General features: G+C 42.5%; 16 protein-coding genes and 1 other RNA gene. 3 read left to right on the forward strand and 14 right to left on the reverse strand.

The genetic code is table 11. The features are described from left to right. The first annotated feature begins 556 nt into the window (after positions 1-556). Positions 557-718 (forward strand): hypothetical protein, encoded by a 162-nt coding sequence (locus JMY09_RS13500; RefSeq protein WP_201624371.1) that lies wholly within the window; start codon positions 557-559, stop codon positions 716-718. Positions 719-786: 68 nt separating this feature from the next. Here the strand turns inward: JMY09_RS13500 and JMY09_RS13505 are convergent, their stop codons facing one another. Next, positions 787-1,485: a YoaK family protein gene (locus tag JMY09_RS13505; protein WP_201624373.1), complete on the reverse strand. Its 699-nt coding sequence runs from the start codon at positions 1,483-1,485 to the stop codon at positions 787-789. Between the two features lie 121 nt (positions 1,486-1,606). Next, positions 1,607-2,416, reverse strand: a complete 810-nt coding sequence (locus JMY09_RS13510; RefSeq protein WP_201624375.1) for an enoyl-ACP reductase FabI — start codon at positions 2,414-2,416, stop codon at positions 1,607-1,609. A gap of 316 nt (positions 2,417-2,732) precedes the next feature. On the opposite strand from JMY09_RS13510, the gene folE reads away from it, so the two are divergent. Further along, positions 2,733-3,329: a GTP cyclohydrolase I FolE gene (folE, locus tag JMY09_RS13515; RefSeq protein WP_201624377.1), complete on the forward strand. Its 597-nt coding sequence runs from the start codon at positions 2,733-2,735 to the stop codon at positions 3,327-3,329. A gap of 343 nt (positions 3,330-3,672) precedes the next feature. Here folE and JMY09_RS13520 read toward each other — a convergent pair whose 3' ends face one another. The 11 genes from JMY09_RS13520 to ffs all read right to left on the reverse strand — a co-directional run bounded on the left by JMY09_RS13520 (position 3,673) and on the right by ffs (position 17,247). Continuing rightward, positions 3,673-4,803 carry an S-(hydroxymethyl)glutathione dehydrogenase/class III alcohol dehydrogenase gene (locus JMY09_RS13520; RefSeq protein ID WP_201624379.1) on the reverse strand — a complete coding sequence of 377 codons (1,131 nt, stop codon included), beginning with the start codon at positions 4,801-4,803 and terminating at the stop codon, positions 3,673-3,675. Positions 4,804-4,979: 176 nt separating this feature from the next. Continuing rightward, the gene (locus JMY09_RS13525; RefSeq protein WP_201624381.1) at positions 4,980-5,774 is read right to left on the reverse strand and encodes a YdcF family protein; all 795 of its coding nucleotides are present in this window, start codon (positions 5,772-5,774) and stop codon (positions 4,980-4,982) included. A 239-nt stretch (positions 5,775-6,013) separates the two neighbouring features. After that, entirely contained in the window at positions 6,014-7,219 is a 1,206-nt protein-coding gene (gene msrB / locus JMY09_RS13530; protein WP_201624383.1) for a peptide-methionine (R)-S-oxide reductase MsrB, read from the reverse strand. A 295-nt stretch (positions 7,220-7,514) separates the two neighbouring features. After that, on the reverse strand, positions 7,515-9,158 hold the full coding sequence (locus tag JMY09_RS13535) for an ABC transporter ATP-binding protein (protein WP_201624385.1): 1,644 nt from the start codon (positions 9,156-9,158) through the stop codon (positions 7,515-7,517). A 1-nt stretch (position 9,159) separates the two neighbouring features. Further along, a complete protein-coding gene (locus JMY09_RS13540) occupies positions 9,160-10,248 on the reverse strand; it encodes an ABC transporter permease (protein WP_227677346.1) in 1,089 nt (362 codons plus the stop codon). Beyond that, positions 10,248-11,318 carry a microcin C ABC transporter permease YejB gene (yejB, locus tag JMY09_RS13545; protein ID WP_201624386.1) on the reverse strand — a complete coding sequence of 357 codons (1,071 nt, stop codon included), beginning with the start codon at positions 11,316-11,318 and terminating at the stop codon, positions 10,248-10,250. The genes JMY09_RS13540 and yejB overlap by 1 nt, the downstream gene beginning before the upstream one ends. 84 nt (positions 11,319-11,402) lie before the next feature. Beyond that, positions 11,403-12,182: a hydroxyacylglutathione hydrolase gene (gene gloB / locus JMY09_RS13550; RefSeq protein WP_201624388.1), complete on the reverse strand. Its 780-nt coding sequence runs from the start codon at positions 12,180-12,182 to the stop codon at positions 11,403-11,405. Positions 12,183-12,389: 207 nt separating this feature from the next. Continuing rightward, entirely contained in the window at positions 12,390-14,219 is a 1,830-nt protein-coding gene (locus JMY09_RS13555; RefSeq protein WP_201624390.1) for an extracellular solute-binding protein, read from the reverse strand. Positions 14,220-14,596: 377 nt separating this feature from the next. Continuing rightward, a complete protein-coding gene (serC, locus tag JMY09_RS13560; RefSeq protein ID WP_201624392.1) occupies positions 14,597-15,724 on the reverse strand; it encodes a 3-phosphoserine/phosphohydroxythreonine transaminase in 1,128 nt (375 codons plus the stop codon). A gap of 237 nt (positions 15,725-15,961) precedes the next feature. Beyond that, a complete protein-coding gene (locus tag JMY09_RS13565) occupies positions 15,962-16,834 on the reverse strand; it encodes a DNA polymerase III subunit psi (protein ID WP_201624394.1) in 873 nt (290 codons plus the stop codon). Between the two features lie 316 nt (positions 16,835-17,150). Further along, positions 17,151-17,247: signal recognition particle sRNA small type (ffs, locus tag JMY09_RS13570), an RNA gene on the reverse strand. A 291-nt stretch (positions 17,248-17,538) separates the two neighbouring features. On the opposite strand from ffs, the gene JMY09_RS13575 reads away from it, so the two are divergent. After that, positions 17,539-18,255, forward strand: coding sequence for an SIMPL domain-containing protein (locus JMY09_RS13575; RefSeq protein ID WP_201624396.1), 717 nt, complete (start codon positions 17,539-17,541; stop codon positions 18,253-18,255). Between the two features lie 129 nt (positions 18,256-18,384). On the opposite strand, the gene JMY09_RS13580 is transcribed toward JMY09_RS13575, so the two are convergent. Then, on the reverse strand, positions 18,385-19,038 hold the full coding sequence (locus JMY09_RS13580) for a DUF4124 domain-containing protein (protein WP_201624398.1): 654 nt from the start codon (positions 19,036-19,038) through the stop codon (positions 18,385-18,387). Positions 19,039-19,254 lie beyond the last annotated feature (216 nt).

Below are 19,254 nucleotides of genomic sequence, written 5' to 3' on the forward strand. Positions count from 1 at the left end.
CGAATGGTCATGCCATCAGCGATGTTAGAAAGTACCTGTTTGCGATAGTCTACTGAATAAGTCATCGTTTATTTCATTAAATATGATTGTTAATAGGATTGTATCGGTTTTATTTGGATTAGACTATATTAAAAAATAGTTATGAAAAACACCCTCAATAATATGACTTTCCTGAACTATTATTTACAATAATAACTAGGCTACTGTTAAAAATAATAACCATCTTCTGATCAGCAAATTTTTTTATTAGCTTTAATAGTAGCCTAATGATAAAAATGTAGTAGCTTTGCTAAGGAGCCCTTTGTCGCTATTTGGCAGGTTTGCGTCGCCACTGTGCTTTGAGCAAAGATTTCTTACTGTTGTAAAAAATCAGTATTATGATAGATGGCTATAGTGGAGGGTGATAATAGATGATGATAATAATGTCGTTACATATCATTATCAAATAAATGCAGTTGCATCCTATACAAGCATAAAGGTTTGAAACATACTAAATAGCTGAATTGTTAATTTATTAAAATAAATATCAATAAGAACCGTTTATAAGGAGTACTTTATGTCACGCGATAAGATCGATCCAACGACGAAAATGGCACCAACAGATATTAATCAGGACGGCTTGGCCAAAGAAGATCAACAACGTACTGATGACTCAGCACTAGGTATGATGAAGGCTATGCATGAGCATGAAGATCATGAAGAAGATGAGGATGAATAGTACTGCTAAACAGTACTGAGGCTATGAATAAATAGCCATGTTGTTCACTACTAATTAACCAGCGCTTATCAAAATGATGAGCGCTTTTTTTGTCTAGGTTGACGCTTCTCTGGTAGATGCTCAGAAGCGTAGTTATAAATAAAGGCCGCCACTAATACTATAGTAATTGGCACAAATAGCGCACCATAGCCTACTCTGGCATACAAAAATGCACCGACTACTCCGCCACCACAAAAGCAATACCAGATAATAGCCTGAAAGCCCAGAGTCGGCTTACTAATAGTTCGGCCAGCTAACCAATTGCCGATAGTTGCTCCCATATCTGAGGTTAGACCTGTCAGATGAGTAGTACGAATAACCGCGCCGCTGTAAGTGGCTACCATAGCGTTTTGTAACCCGCAAGCCATAGCGGCTGCCAGTTGCCCAAAATAATCATGCTGCTGATATAAAAAATAGCTACTTAGTAACAGCGCAGCTTCCATATAGAGCGCAGTCCCGTAACGTCGGCCTAGCTTTAAGGAGGTTTGCCCGATGACAAAGCCACTCAGTACAGCACCGGCCAAAAACGATAATAGCGAGGCACCAATATATAAGATACTGCGCAAATCAAAGTGAGCGACAGCAGCTGAAAATAAGCTTACGTTACCAGTGACATGCGAGACTGAGAGATTAGTAAAACCCATAAGTGCTGCAGTATTAAGGCAGCCGGCATTAAATGCTAATACTGCTCCGCCCCATAGGATCCATCTTGGAAGTCTGGTTATCATAGCCACTACCTAGCTTATTACGGCAAAATTGCCATAGTATAACCAAAAAAGACAGCCCAAAGGCTGCCTCACTAGTACTTATCTTAACTGCTATAAATTAACCGCTAAAACAACTGTCAAATTACTTCTCTGCTTCACCTAACATCATTAGCTGCTCACTGATAGCTACTGTATTAAAGCCCGCATCAACAAACATAATCTCACCAGTAATACCAGAAGCCCATGGCGATAACAAGAACAAGGCGGCATTACCTACTTCCATCTGGCTAACATTACGCTGTAATGGGGCAATTTTTTCACTGATATCGAGCATCTTACGGAAGGATTTGATACCGCTCGCCGCCAAGGTACGGATAGGACCAGCTGAGATAGCATTAACGCGAATACCTTCGCCGCCCATTGAGGTAGCAAGATAGCGAACACTAGCCTCTAAGCTGGCTTTTGCCATACCCATGACATTGTAGTTTGGTAATACCGAAATACTACCTTCATAAGTTAGAGTCAGCATAGAACCATGACGCATAGCTAACAGTTCACGTGCGGCTTTTGCTAGTGCTACGAAGCTATAGCTTGAGATATCATGAGCGATATGACTACCTTCGCGAGTGGTGGCATTAACGAAATCACCGTCGAGCTGATCCATCGGTGCAAAGCCAATGGCATGTACTACCCCATCGATGCCATCGCTCCAATGAGCGGCCACTTGTTCAAAGCAAGCCGCTATAGACTCATCCGAAGCGACATCACACTCTAGCACTAAGTCCGCTTCAAAATGTTCCGCTGCCATGTCTACCCGCTTTTTGATCTTATCATTTGGATAAGTCAAAATTAAAGAAGCACCCTCACGATGCAGCGCTTCAGCGATAGCCCAAGCAATAGATAGCTTACTGGCGATACCAGTGACGACAAAACGTTGTCCTTGAAGTAGCATAATAGGTCCTTGTTAACCAATAAAAGTAGTTAGAAGTATTGTGGTTCAACAGTATAAATGGTCAATCGATTATTCGCTCATTATACACGAATCATATTAAGTAAACAGACGTAAACTGATAGTGATTATTGCCATTATTGGTTATCCTCAGCCCATAACCCGGAAGACTTACCTATAGCGGTATGAAGTTAATCTATTTTCACGTATAATCACAATCCTTCCAAGCTTGCACAGTTTTAAAGCCCTTGCTGACAGTTGTTAGCACTATAGGATTTAGCATTAAGTTATACCCACATTTTGGACGGCTGACAACCTTATGAGTAATACCCCAATTGCAACTTCAAACTACCATGAAAGTATTGAATCTTATCGTCAGCTTATTGTTTCGACAGGCGAAGATTTAGAGCGTCCTGGTCTTGAAGATACCCCTAAACGCGCAGCAACAGCTTTTGCCCATTTAACCCAAGGCTATCATCAGAACTTAGATAAAGTGGTCAATGACGCTATATTCCCGTCGACCAATCGTGAGCTAGTGTTAGTACAGAATATTGAATTTTATTCACTGTGCGAGCATCACATGTTGCCTTTTCATGGTGTTGCCCATATAGGTTATTTGCCTAATGGACAAGTACTAGGGTTATCTAAGTTTGCCCGTATTGTCGATATGTTTGCTCAACGCTTGCAAGTACAAGAGAATTTAAGTGAGCAAGTAGCACAAGCTATTATGGATGTCACTGGTTGTCGCGGCGTTGCTGTGGTTATGGATGCCTCGCATATGTGTATGATGATGCGTGGGGTCAGCAAACAGCATTCGACCACTCGTAGCACAGCCATGTTAGGTGAATATGTTCATGACAATCAAGCTCGCAATGAGTTTTTGGGCGCATTGCCCAAGCGTCAAGCTGCATTTTAGACCCCTACATAGTGACTGTATTGCGATAAAAAAGGAAGCTTAGGCTTCCTTTTTTTGCTTAATTTTTCTTTGTTTAATAGCTATTGAGTCGATTATTCCGAGTCAGACTAACTGAGCTAAAACCAGCTTAGGTAAAACCGATTTGAGTCAGAACATACGGTTCAACATTTGAGCCTTACCTTTTAGCATAAAAAATACCACCTCATTGTGAGATGGCATCAGTATTATGAAGAGCGATTATAAAAAGCTTTGCTAAAAACCGTAGCAATAACCACTAGCGAAAGTAGCTGATTTTTGAGCTTTAATCTTTAAGCATTCAGCATTGAGCATCGAGCATTGAGCATTAGGCATCAAAGTGAATAACGCTGCGAATACTTTCACCATTATGCATCAGCTCAAAGGCTTTATTGATATCTTCTAGTGGCATTGTATGAGTAATAAAGTCATTCAATGGAATCTCGCCATCTAAATAACGCTCAACATAGCCTGGCAATTCTGAACGGCCTTTAACACCGCCAAATGCTGAACCACGCCAGACTCGACCTGTCACTAGCTGGAATGGACGAGTAGAGATCTCTTTGCCAGCGCCAGCCACCCCAATGATAACTGACTCGCCCCAACCTTTATGGCAGCATTCAAGCGCTGAACGCATAACATCGACATTGCCAATACACTCAAACGAGTAATCAACACCGCCATCCGTCATCTCAACGATGACCTCTTGAATCGGTTTGTCGTAGTCTTTAGAGTTGATACAATCCGTTGCGCCTAGCTTTTTGGCCAATTCAAATTTATCTGCGTTAATATCAACGCCAATAATACGACTGGCTTTGGCCATTTTTGCACCGATAACCGCCGCTAGACCAATACCACCAAGACCAAAAATAGCTACCGTAGAGCCTTCTTCAACTTTGGCAGTATTCATTACGGCGCCCATACCGGTAGTTACCCCGCAACCGAGCAAGCAGACTTTTTCTAATTCAGCCTCTTTATTAACTTTGGCTAAAGAAATCTCTGGCAATACTGTATATTCAGAAAAGGTTGAGCAACCCATATAGTGATAAATAGGCTGACCATCTTTATAGAATCTAGTAGTGCCATCTGGCATTAAGCCTTTGCCTTGAGTTTCGCGCACTGCTGAGCAAAGGTTGGTTTTGCCTGAAGTACACATTTTGCACACCCCACACTCTGCGGTATATAAAGGAATCACATGATCGCCGACTTGTACGCTAGTCACCCCTTCACCGATTTGCTCAACAATACCACCGCCTTCGTGTCCTAAGATCGCTGGGAACACGCCTTCTGGATCTTCACCAGATAGCGTATAAGCATCAGTATGACAAACACCACTGGCAAGAATCTTTACTAATACTTCACCTTTACGTGGCAACATGACATCCACTTCTTCGATGGATAATGGCTGGTTAGGGCCCCAAGCAATAGCCGCTTTTGACTTAATAAATTTATCTGACATAATCCTCTCTCTTATTAATTGCTGCATCATTTTTTATTGATGCACTGAATTGTCGATGCATCGATTTAATGCATTAGAATTTTAGATGAGTGCGATCATTGTATATGATTTGACACTCAATAAAAGTATTGTCGGTTTAGCATTGTTTAGTGTTAGGTAGCACGATAAAACTAGGGTTAATACTCACCTAAAAGCCAGCCACTAATAAAAGCAAAATACTCTCGAAACCAGGCGTTATAGCGAATCGATAACGGCGTTGGACTAGCTACAGTTATGGGCTGCTCATAACCTTGATGACGGGCTATAGCCGCTGCTCGAATAATATGAAAATCACTAGTAACAATAGCAATAGGCTCCGCTAGATCCACCTCTTGAGCCGCTAAAATAATCTTGCTGTTCGCTAAGTTCTCTTGAGTGCTAGTACTAGTGCCTTCTTGCAAAATTCTCTCAAAGGGTAGGCTATGCTCTGTATGCAAATAGCTGGCCATAATATCTGCTTCACTACGTTGCCGCCCATAACCAATACCCCCACTAGTCACTATAATGGCCGATGGTTGAGCATCGATGATAGTAACTGCCGTATCTAAACGTTTAGCTAAAGTAGGCGTAGGCTTACCTGCTACTGTACCTGAGCCTAATACAATAATCGCCGCAACTGGTGGTAGAGGCTGTGCACTGCGTTTGATTTGCTGCTGCAAGGACTCAATGAATAGCGCAAAGCTAATTAGCCAAATCAGCAATAAGACCCATAGACTATACCAGCCATATTTAAGCCAACGGGTTTTTGTCATATAGTTGTAGATGGATCGCCAGTATACGCTATGGATGACCAACACAACGCCTAACCCTAGCGGCACTAAGGTACCAAAATTAATCTTGCCAGCAGCGATTAATAATACACAATCTACAATCAGCACTAAGCCGATAGCGCCTACCATGATCCGTGATACAGTGAGCAATACTTTTGACATAAATCAGCTTGTTAGAGTTTGTTATTTTAGAGTGTATTAAAGGGCAGATAGTTTTGATTGAGTAAATACGGCTATCAACCGGCTTTTAACAGCAAAAAATCGCTCACCACCTCAATAAATAGAAAATGGGGAACGATTTTTGACTAGCATACTGTTACTCGATGTATTCGATGTATTCAATGATCGCTTATTGGACGTTCAGTTATTAGAAGACTAATTATGAAATTAGCCTATTAACTTTAACCGACTGCTTTTACATCGTCAATCCAGTTGCCATAACCTGCTGCTTGCATTTCTGCCAACGGCACAAAACGCATTGCTGCTGAGTTCATGCAATAGCGTTTGCCAGTAGGTGCTGGACCGTCATCAAATACATGGCCCACATGCGAATCAGCATAACGGCTACGTATTTCAGTACGATTACCAAAAATACCTAAGTCTGATTTTTCAACAACCATTTCAGCATTTAGCGGTCGGATAAAGCTTGGCCAGCCAGTACCAGAGTCGAATTGATCACGTGAGGAATATAACGGCTCACCTGATACCACATCGACATACAAACCGGGCTGTTTGTTATCCCAATATTCATTATCAAAAGCACGTTCAGTACCGTCCTTTTGCGTGACTTTATATTGCATACTGCTAAGTGACTTTTTTAGCTCATCTTGGCTTGGTTTTACAAAAGCATCTGCATTAAAGCCTACGTCAGCTTTAGTGCTCGCTGTTGTCTGCGCCGCACTGCTATCAGCGGCTGGTTTAAACTGGGCAAAATCTAATTCGTAATCTTTGCCATATACGCTTTCGATAAACTGATAACGACCAGAGTTAAAAGTGTAGGCCTTATAGCGTAGCGGGTTCTTTTTATAATAATCTTGATGATACTCTTCAGCGGGATAAAATTCGCCGACAGGAACCACTTCAATCACTACTGGTTTTTTATAGACTCCAGAGGCCTCTAATGCTTTCTTAGCCGCTTCTGCTTGTTGCTGCTCTTGCTTATTATTATAAAAAATAGCGGGACGATATTGAGTACCACGATCTACGAACTGACCTTCACTATCGGTAGGATCTGCAATACGCCAAAGCGCTTGTAGTAAACCATCATAGCTAATTTGCTTTGGATCATAATATATCTGCGCCGCTTCAGTGTGGCCAGTGCCTCCGGCTGACACGGTAGTATAAGTCGGATTTGCAGACTTACCACCTGTATAACCTGAGACCACCTCTACTACCCCAGGTATCTTTTCATAACCGGCTTCCACACACCAAAAGCAACCGCCAGCTACTGTTGCCACTGCCAGATTTGGATCAGTAGGCGCATAAGGATTAGCCGCACTAGGGTTTTTTACCGTAGCGCTATTGTCAGCTGCAGTACAACCGGCATATAGAGCACTAGTGGCTACTAAAGCGATGCCAAGTATTTTGGCTTGTGATTTGAATGTCATCAGAAAATCCTAATAATGATTTTATGTTTGCATTGTAACCCTTAGGTATCACTGAAATATTCCTATTATGTTATATGTTTACAGTATTTCGGCGGTTTTAAAGCTCACAGTTACCTTTAGAATACATTACTAATGCTATCTGACTTTGAAGAATAATTAACTAATAATCACCATGGATATTTTATAACCATGCACATTAGTAGTTATTTATCTTAAGTTATATTAAGTTATCTTATCTCATGGAGTAAATCATCTCATCGCATAGAACAAAAATTTTCTAATTAGGTTATTTGTTTTAACTATTGACGCCAGCTTGTAACAAGCACTGGGCATAAGGATGCTGCGGATGCTTAAACACTGCTTCAGTGGCTCCTGACTCAACGCACATACCGTCTTTTAGCACCATAATATGCTGACATAAAGCTCGCACTACTTTTAGGTCGTGGCTAATAAATACATAGCTGATTTGCCGCTGCTGTTGAATTTCGCGTAGTAGATTAACGACGGTTACTTGAGTAGTGCTATCAAGCGCAGAAGTGGGCTCATCTAGAATCATTAACCGTGGCTGCATCACTAATGCTCGAGCTAGCGCCACTCGTTGCCGTTGACCGCCGGATAACTCATGAGGGTAACGATGCACAAACTCGCTAGGTAAGTGTACTGTCTCTAAGCTGTCTATAACCGCTTGTATTCGAGCTGCCTTCGCAACACCTTGCACTAGTAACCCTTCTTCAATGATTTGCATCACTGTCATACGAGGATTGATACTAGCAAATGGATCTTGAAATACCATCTGAATTTGGGCGCGAAATTTGCGTAGCTCGCTATTAGACAATAAGGACATATCTTGACCATTAACTATAATCTGACCGCTGACTTTAGCTTGATTGCTGAGCAGCTGACTTAGAGCCAATGCAATAGTAGTCTTGCCCGAACCCGACTCTCCAATAATGCCTAATGCTTGTCCTGACGCTAAGCTCATGTCTATGTCTGTTACTGCATCAAACCAGCGCTTGGTCGTGCCAAACAAGTTTTTTTGCACTGGGAATTGTACTTGTAACTGCTTAACTTGTAGCACTATAGCCGGCTTATCTGAGCCACTTTGCTGGATATCTAATGCTTGACCAAAGTCTTGGCGCATCAAAGTACGAGTATAGTCGGCCTTTGGATTGGCAAAAACCGCTGCCGTCGTTCCGTGCTCAATAGTCTGCCCTTGACGCATTACGATAACTTCATCGCTATAGCGCCTAACCAGATTAAGATCATGGCTAATAAGTATCATCGCCATATTATGCTCACGCTTTAAGTCATTGAGCAGCGCCAAAATCTCATGTTGCAGGGTCACATCAAGGGCAGTTGTTGGTTCATCAGCAATCAAGATATCCGGCTGCTGCGCTAACGCCATCGCTATCATCACTCGCTGACGCTGACCGCCGGAAAGCTCATGCGGATAGCGATTTAGCTTATCTTCAGGGTCAGTAATATTGACGTCGTTTAGCAGCTTAATAGTCTGCATCCGCCATTGTTTTTTGGCTACGCCCCTCAAGCGCAGCGACTCAGCGATTTGCTTGGCAACCGTATGCAGTGGATTAAGGGCGGTCATCGGCTCTTGAAATATCATGCCGATACGCTGACCACGGACTGAGCGCAATACCTTATCTTGTGAATCATGGTTAGCTATCGGCAAGGCAAGCATAGTCGACTGCTCTGCTGAACTTGCCAGCTCTACATCACCAGTCACGTTTAGACTCTTAGGTAATAGCCCTAATAACGCTAAGCTAGCAATAGACTTGCCCGATCCTGACTCCCCAACGATAGCCAGCGTTTGGCCTTGCTGCAGCTGATAACCCAGCTTATCTACTAAGGTCACACCGGTATTAGTGACGATACTCAGCTCACTCACTGTCAACACCGGCGCTGTTTTATTGTTTATCATCATATTAAGAGCGCCTCGGATCAAACGCGTCACGTAGCGCTTCGCCAATAAATATTAGCAACGATAAAATAAAGGTCAAACTGAAGAATCCTGATAACGCCAGCCAAGGAGCATCTAAGTTGTTTTTACCTTGTACCATCAGCTCTCCTAGCGAGGGTGAACCTGGCGGCAAACCATATCCTAAAAAGTCTAAAGCGGTCAGGGCAATGATATTAGCGGTTAAAATAAAGGGCAGTTGCGATAAGCTCGATGCCAGTGCATTAGGTAAGATATGTCGCCACATGATTTGGCTATCGGCGACTCCTAAGTTACGCGCCGCCCGCACATAATCAAAATTACGTGCGCGTAAAAACTCAGCACGCACTAAGCCAACTAGTCCCATCCAACCGAATAGCAGCATTAACGCAAATAATACACTGATACTAGGACTAAATAAGCTGACCAAAATAATAATCATAAATAGCTGCGGCATACCGCCCCACACTTCCATAAAGCGCTGGCCTGCCAAATCCACCCAACCGCCATAATAGCCTTGAATAGCCCCTACGATAATCCCAATCAGTGCTCCTACTAAAGTCAGAGCTAAACCGAATAGTAAGGACACCCGCATACCATAAAGTATCCGTGCCAGCACATCACGACCTTGATCATCAGTGCCTAACCAGTTCTGGCTATTGGGCGCGGCTGGATAAGGGATAGCTAGCTCGACATTGGGCGTTTGGTCAGCGAAGGCGATAATCGGCATCACATAATAGCCTTTAGCATTGATTAACGCTTGTACCGCTGGGTCTTTATAACTAGTCTCAGTTTCAAAAATGCCGCCAAAGGTAGTCTCAGGGTAAGCCTTAGCTACTGGGAAGTAATAACTATTGTCATACTGCACTAATAAAGGCTTATCGTTAGCAATCACATTAGCGGCCATACAAATAATAAATATCAAGCTAAAAACCACTAACGATATAACACCTAAGCGATTATTACCGAAGCGTTTGAGACGAGCTTGCCAGATTGGGTTTAGGCGTGGCTTTTTTGATTTAGGCTCTTGCTTGCCTATAGTATCGCTACTAGTAGGTGGTATTTGCGCAGTAGACATTAGCGCCCCTCAAAATCAATACGTGGATCTATCAAGTGATAACTTAGATCACTAATCAGCTGCAATAATAGACCTAATAAAGTAAAGATGAATAAAGTACCAAAGATCACTGGATAATCACGCTGTTGGATAGCCTCAAAGCCTAGCAGCCCTAGCCCATCTAGCTTAAAGATAATCTCAATGAGAAAATTGCCAGCAAAGAAAATACCGACGATAGCCGCTGGAATACCAGCAATGATAATCAACATAGCATTACGAAATACGTGGCCATATAACACTTGGCGCTCTGCTAAACCTTTGGCACGAGCTGTCAATACATACTGCTTGCCCAGCTCTTCTAAAAAGCTAAATTTCGTCAAATAAGTAAGGCCTGCAAAGCCGCCAACCGTACTAGCCAGCAACGGCAAAGCTAAATGCCAAAAATAATCTTTTATTTTGCCGAGCGCTGATAGTTGATCAAAATTCTCTGAAGTCAGCCCTTGTAGCGGAAAGATATTCCAGTAGCTACCACCAGCAAAAAACACTAGTAAAATAACCGCAAACACAAACACAGGTATCGCATGACCGATCGCCAATAGCATCGCCGTCACTTTATCAATAGACGAGCCATGATGCATGGCCTTGTAGACCCCTAACGGAATAGCTATCAGATAGATCAGCAGCGTACTCCACAGCCCAAGCGAGATTGACACGGGTAGCTTCTCTATAATCAGCTCAGTCACTGATTGACCCTTAAAGAATGACTCGCCAAAGTCTAAGCGAGCATAATTCTTCAGCATTAACCAAAAGCGTTCTGGCGCTGACTTATCAAAGCCATACTGGGCATTAATAGCAGCGATCATCTCCTCTGATAGACCACGTGTTCCTTGATAAGTACTACTATTAGCACCAGAGCTACCCGCACCTACACTGCCATTAAGCGCATTATCTTTGGCTCCTTGCTCAATAAGAGCCAGTTGCTGCTCCACTGGGCCACCAGGAGCGGCTTGCACGATGACAAAGTTTGCCAATAATATCAAAAACAGCGTCGGCAATATAAGCAGTAGTCTCTTTAAGATATAACGACCCATAATGGCAACTTCCTGACCGGCAAATAGAGGAGAGAGATAGCAGACTACTCAATAATTCTACATATAACCTTACATAACATAGAACTAAAAATTATTTTTCAGCTCACGTAGCGCGGCGAATACTGTTAATGGCTCTTCATCAGCAATAGTCATTTGCGCTTGCACCCCTGCTATTACGCTAGCTTCTGTTACTCGCAAGAACACATTGATGGCCCGCTCATGCTCCAAAGTGACGGGCAAAGTCGGTACACCTTGCGCCGTTTGCTGTTCAGCTTGTGCTAGCGCTTGCTGTATGGCTACATTTTCCGGCTCAATAGTTAAGGCAAAACGTAAGTTATTGGCAGTGTATTCATGCGCTGGGTACAATAAAGTTTCAGCCGGCAACTCATCGATGCGCTTAAAGCTCTGGTACAGCTGCTCGATAGTGCCAGTGAATACTCGACCACAGCCGCCACTAAATAGAGTATCACCACAGAAACAATGCTTTTGATTATCAATGTCTAAGATATAAGCAATATGGCTGTTAGTGTGTCCTGAGATATCCCAAACTTGTGCTGAGCAGCCCCAAGCACTTACGGTGCTACCATCTTTGATAGTTTGATCTTCCTCGACCCCATGCTCACTGTGCGCCACGATATGGGTCATTGGAAAGTGCTCTTGCAGCTCCATCACGCCGCCAGTATGATCAAAATGATGATGAGTGGTCCAAATTGAAGTCAGCTCAAGTCCCTGCTGTTCCATATAGGCGGCTACCGGAGCCGATTGACCAGGATCAATCACGATAGCTTGTTTATTGTTCTTATTGATTAATGTCCAAATATAATTGTCATTAAAAGCTTTAATGGGATGAATTTCAATAGTCATAGTAAATCCTTGTTATTAGCAACTGTCTTTAGTTTTTATCCGCAACCATAGCTGTAAGCTGAACGGGTTTGGTCAACTGAGCTTGATTGATGTTCATTTAAAATTATAAATAGCGACTTATCCTAGCTAATAACTTAAATATCATAAATAGCTTCAAGGTCATAGATAGCTTTAAGTTTTTAAATACCTTTTATATCTTAGACTAGTTTAACGCCCTAAATACTTGTCTACTTTTGCCTCGGCAGCTTTGTCTACCCACCAGTAATCTATGCCCACAGCATTAGTCGGTAGCGTGGCATGACGGTATTGGTTCCAATAAGCCACATTAGTGCCTGACTTACCATATAACGGCACTAGATAATAACCGGCACGAAGTAGACGATCGAGCACATGAGTATATACAATAATCTCATCACGGCTTTTGGCATCTGCAAGCGCTTGGGTCACTTGATCTATCGCTTTATTGTTGACGCCTATAGTATTGTTATTCCCTAGTTGCTTAGCAGCGGCGCTACCCCAATAGCTAGCTTGCTCGGCACCGGGCGATAAGCTTTGGGCAAACACATCTACAGTCATATCATAATCATAACTACGCATGCGCTCATAATATTGTGGCCCATCCACTTGGCGCAGCTTGGCCTCGAACCCTAAACGCTCAATATTACGGATATAAGGTAATAATACTCGGCTTAAGGTATCGCCAGTCATTAAGATTTCAATCTGTGCAGGCTTACCATCAGGCTGATACAGTTTCATATCATCATAATAGAACCCAGCGGCCAATAATAACTGCCGCGCCTTTAATAGTCCTTGGCGATTAAAGCCAGCACCATCAGTAGTAGGTAGTTGCCACGCCTCCAATACGCCCTGCCGCTGTATAGGCTCAAGCTCAGGCAACAATGGGCTGATTATTTTCATCTCCGCCTTTGATGGCGTACCTAAAGCGGCTAGCTCCGAGCCATGAAAGAAGCTTTGCAAGCGCTCATATTGATCATGAAATAGAGTTTTATTCATCCATTCAAAATCGTAAGCAGCACTCAAAGCCTGACGCACACGGATATCTTGAAAAAGAGGCCGACGCATATTCATAATCAGACCTTGCATCGGTACTGGATTTTGACTGCTGATGGCTTCTTTATCGATCATGCCAGCGGTTACTGCTGGGAAATTATAACCGGTAGCCCAGTTAGAGGCTTTATTCTCCGGACGAAAACGATATTGACCTGATTTAAAGCCTTCAAAGGCAATCTCGTCACTTTGATAATAAACAAACTTAATCTTATCAAAGTTATAGCGACCACGATTGACCATCAAGTCCCGACCCCAATAGTCAGGATCCCGCACATAACTAACCGAACGCCCTGCTTCTACTCGACCTAACTTATAAGGGCCACTACCCATTAAAGGCGTGAGACTAATTTTTTCAAAATCAGCATCAATGGAGGACTTAGCAAATACTGGAAACTGGCCAACCGTTAACAGGATTTCCTTATTATCACTGGAGACAAAAGTGAACTTCACTCGCTGCTTATCGACAATTTCAACCTTTTTGATATCGCCTAAATAGCTGCGAATAAACATCGGGCCTTTGGTCAGTAGCGCCTCATAAGTCGCCTTTACATCAGCGCTAGTCACTGGCGTGCCATCCCAAAAGCGCGCACTTGGATCGACATGATAAATAATCCAGCTGGTATCATCAGGGTCATAAGTGACTTTATTGGCTAGCTGCGGATACATAGTAAAGGCTTCGTTTAACGAGCCTGTCATTAAGGTATCGTAAAGATAGTCAGTACCTATCATCGCCACCCCAGTGGTCATCCACTTATTAGCGGCATTAAAAGTACCACGCGCATCAAGCGATAGCGTACCACCAGTTGGCGCTTTAGGATTAGCATAGGGCATATAAGGGACATCTACATATTTAGCAGTACTATTATGCCCAAGCGCCGTAATAGTAATAGGCTTAGCTATACTGGCCGGTATCCAGCCGATAGCCACACTTAATAGCACTGTTTTTAGCAGAATATTTTTTATCATGGTTAGTGTCGTAACTTATTATCACCAGCAGTATGAAAGCAAATTTATATAGCGAGTTACTTTAGCTGCTCACTAAAAATATTTGAATTACAAAAATTTATCATAACAAACTTCGCTTTTTTAACCTAATGCTTTACGAAGATGAGCTTAGCAAGCGATCCGTTCAGCAGACAGTATTCGGTAATACAGGGTTTATGATTGCCCTCACTATGCTCATATTATTGCCACACTGTACCAAGCTTTTAGTGTCACATTTTTAGGGTTAATGCTTTGATAGCAATTGTTTTATAGTAAGTCTTTTATACTAAGTACTATTGCAAAAAAAAGACGCAGTCGCTAGCAACTACGTCTTTCATTGGTCTCAATAGCCTTAGCTATTAACCATACTTTTTTTCAAAGGCTTTCATAAAGTCTACTAGCTGCTGTACCCATTGCAACGGTACTGCATTATAAATACTAGCACGCATACCGCCAACTTCACGATGGCCTTTTAGGCTTAGCAGTCCCGCCTGCTCTGACTCCTCAAGGAATACTTTATCAAGAGTGCTATCAGCTAAAGTAAAAGGCACGTTCATGATAGAGCGATACTCAGGGGCTATTGCATTATGGTAGAACTCGCTATTGTCTATAGCATCATAAAGCAATGCGGCTTTTTGTTGATTGATTTTGCCGATAGCTTCAACCCCACCTTGCTCTTCCAACCAATCAAATACAAGACCCGCTAGATACCAAGAATAAGTCGCTGGCGTGTTGGACATTGATTCTTTTTCTACTTGATGCTCATAGTTAAGCAGTAGTGGACACCATTCGCTTGCTTGCCCTAATAAGTCTTCACGAATAATAATAATAACTAGACCTGCTGGGCCAATATTCTTTTGTGCACCAGCGTAAATCATCCCAAACTTAGAGACGTCAATCGGCTGCGACAAGATACAGGATGACATATCGACAATCAGAGGTACGTCGACTTGTGGCGGCTCAAATATTTGCAAACCATGGATAGTTTCGTTAGCACAATAGTGAAAATAAGCAGCGTCTTTAGTGGTATTCCATGTGCTGCGGGCAGGCACATCAGTGAAGTTATGGTCTTTACCAGTTGCTACTAAGTTGACTTCACCTAGACCCAATTTGGCATAGCGCTGAGCTTCTTTGATCGCTTTGGCTGACCAAGTACCGGTAGTTAAGTAATCTGCACGTTTACCATCCAGTAAATTTAAAGGAATAGCAGAGAACTGTAGACTACCGCCACCTTGTAAAAATAAGACTTTGTAGTTATCAGGTATTTGCATCAGCGAGCGCAGTTTGGCTTCGGCTTTTTCGGTGATTGCCAAATACTCTTTACTGCGATGGCTCACCTCCATCACTGATACGCCGCGACCTTGCCAATCTAACAACTCATCTTGGGCCCGCTGCAATACTTCAGTAGGTAAAGTTGCAGGACCAGCGCTAAAGTTAGGGACTCGATGAACAGCAGCTTTGTTATCAGTAGTTATATCAGTAGTCATATAGGTAGTCCTTAATATAGTAGATTTTAGGTGGTAAAGTGAGAACAGTGACAGTGACAGTTAAAGTTAAAGTTAAAGTTAAAGTTAAAGTTACAGGGTTTGAGTGCTAGTGCCGATTATCTAATCTAAATATATACTAATCTCAGCTTAGTACGTGACAATGACAGCTGCCCGTTATTTATGCTCTGAGCATTCTTAATGTTCTTAACGCTCTTAACGCTCTTAACGCCCCTAACACTAAGCTTGGTTGGATATCTGCTGCCACAGTTGGCGTTTAAGCGTACTATCAATGAGCATCGCCTCTAAGCTTGGCGCACTGACCATATTAGGATGCGTCAACAGTTTAGGCAGCTCAGTCAGAGCGACTACTTGGATATCTTCACTACGGCCTATCTTAAAGATATAACCAGCAAGACTAGCATTAGCAAGCTCAGCGGTATCCATACCAGCACAAATCGGAAAAGAGGTAGTCTCACACTCTAGTGATAGGGCTTGGCAGACATTCTGCCATAGCTTCTGGCTATCGCTACTAAGGGCCTGGATATCGACCAGCAGTACCCAATTGCCATAGCGTCCCCCTTGCAGATCAAAGGGCACTACTTTATCTAAGGTTTTTTTATAGTTATCAGTAGAATCGTTATTAGAAGGGTCAACAGCGGCAGTCGCTTTAGTTATCAGTGGCTGTACTAAACCTGTGACTGTCGCCCTAGAGTCTACAGGCGCAGATAAAGGGCTATTGTCTAAAGAATCTATATAATAGGACGGTAGTGGCTCAATGTTTTGACTGCTATCTTCAATGATGCGCTCACTGATATCTTGAACATCATCAGCGCTAGTGAGCACAGGCTGCGCTGGCGCTGCTAAGCTAAGCGCATCTTGGGCGCTAGTAGATTCGAAGGCAGGACTAGTGACCGATAGTGGCTCTACCTGTTGTAGCGGCTCGTTATCAGCAACCGCGTCTATATCAGCTATATTCAAAGTGGCTGAACTCGGTTGTATCCACTGGTTAATACCCATCATCGCCAGAATCTGCCGCTGCTGTACTCTACGCTGCATCGACTGTTGCGCTTGACGTTGTTGCAATGTTAGCGGCTCTTGGGTCTCATTCATAGCTCTGTATTATCCTAATTATCTATTTATAATGAGTTAAGAGATGGCTAAATTTTTGCCTGATTATCGTATCCTGTAAGCGCCTGCTATGCAAGGTACTAAGTGCTAACTAAGCCATAAATTCAGCTAATCATAAGCGAATTAAATAAAAACTTGACCAAAAAAAACCCTTTACATAGTAAGGGCGTCATCACACGGGTAACAGTTGGTTTGCTAGGCACTGCGGTTATAACTGATTTAGGCTAAGTATTTATACTAATTAAAAAAATTGACCTATAAATACCACTAACAAGAAATCGCAGACAAAAAAAAGCGACCCCATCAGCACATCCTCGGCACACATAGTATCTATTACCGTTGCTACCTTCCGGTCCTGGCGGGATTCATAGAACAATGTTGCGAGGCTACCAATGGAGCCACCAGCTGCAGATTATACAAGGTTTTTAGCATATTACAAGCCCTGCGTAAAAACTCAGCACTTAAAGTAGCAGCATAATCGCTATAAAAATCAAAATTTAGCGTAGAAAGCAGTAACTTACTGACAATTTCCTCACAGCACACTCTATAAATTTTTCTTTTTTTGCGATAGATATTTGTTATATTAATAACGCATTATCAAGCTATATGTATTAGTAATTTAGAAGATTATAAATTATAAAAATTTGCTATAAACACTATTCATAAACCATATTTGAGGAGCTATTATGAAATCTACTCTATTTAATAAAGCGGCTATTGCTACTAGTAGCGTTTGCCTATTTGCCGCTATGATGGGCACTGCTCACGCTGAGCCTACGGGTTACGATCAGCTGACCTTTCAGGCAGAAGTCAAAGAAGAGATTGCTAACGATGAAGTACGGGCCAGCTTATATAAAAAAGCACAAGCTGCTGATGCCAAATCTTTAGCCACTACTCTTAACACGTCGATCAATAAAGCTTTAGCTATTGCTAAACGCTATCCTACGGTTACAGTGAGCACTGGACAGCAGAGCACTTACCCACGTTATGATAAGAACGACAAGATCATTGGTTGGACTGGACAAGCTAATATAGACATCAAGAGTACCGATTTTGCTGCTACTAGCCAGCTGATTGCTGATCTGCAACAAACCTTAGTGATGAATAACTTGAACTTTGGGGTTTCAGATGTCAAAAAAGATGCCCTCGACCAAAAGCTGATGGCAGAAGCGTCACGCGCCTTTCAACAACAAGCTAAGAATCTAACTCGAGCTTGGGATGCGCGGGGCTATCGTGTGGTCACTGTAAATCTTAGCAGTGGTAATAACTATCCACGCCCTATGTATGCAAGTATGAATATGAGAAGTGAGTCTGCTGATGCCTCGGTGCCAAGCCAAAACTTTGAATCAGGTAATAGTACGATTTCGGTCACGGCTAACGGTACTATCGAGTTAACTAAGTAGACCGTTACTATCAATTGCTCATTTTGCTAATGAATAGCTATGGCAGACTGACAGTAGGTGTTCTTTGTCAACTTTATAAATAAGGGCAGTCGCTGAGTTCAGTGACTGCCCTTATTAGTTAGTTAGTTATTAGTTAATAGCTATCAGATTTACCTTTTTATTATCTGGTATTGCTACGTTGTTTTGAATCACATAGACCGTGCGCGAAACTTGCTGCAAGATTTGCCCTTGTTTGTTATTAACCACCGCTTTTAGTTTATGCTCTCCAGGCAATATATCTACTGTAGCGATAGCCGCTTTTAACCCCTGAGCAACTAAATCGTTGTCTAAATAAATATTGACGCTATCGCCTATTTGTAACGCAGGTTGCAACTGTAAATTGAGCAAGATACTCTGCGCAGGACGCCGATAGGCACGCTCTTCGCTGGGTTCTATCATGGTCAGTTGATAGTTAGTTCGTACTGCTCCTACTGGTAAGTCCTGTAGCTTAGGAGCTGACTGAGCCCTGATTCTAGCTTTGCCACTACGGCTAGTGTCAGTAGCCGCCGCACTAGCAGGGCCGGTTGTGATATTGGTCTGGCTGATCTGCTGGTTTGCTTGCTGCTGGTAACTGCGCAAATTATCAGTAAAAGTCACTTGTCCTGTCTTGTGGTCAACTACTTTATAAATAGCTGCCGCATTTACGCTGGAGGCGTATAAGCTAGCACTGCTAATGAGTAGCCCTACCCACACTCTTATAGTAAGATTATTGATTAAAAAATTTACTTTAGATGCTACAGTCATAGTCAGTTAACCTATTTATGGCTTATATGCGAACCTTTATCCTAGCACAAGAGAAAATTTATAATTTTCTGGCAGGCAATTTTTTAACTTATCCCAAAAAATCCCCTTTAAGGCTGACTTTAAATAAAGCTTCCTTGCGCTACTATGAGCTAGGAATAAATAAAGATTTGGGAAATCTTTATCCTAGCGCAAGAGAAAATTTATAATTTTCTGGCA

The sequence above is a fragment of the Psychrobacter urativorans genome (assembly GCF_904846695.1).
Taxonomy (GTDB): Bacteria; Pseudomonadota; Gammaproteobacteria; order Pseudomonadales; family Moraxellaceae; genus Psychrobacter; species Psychrobacter urativorans.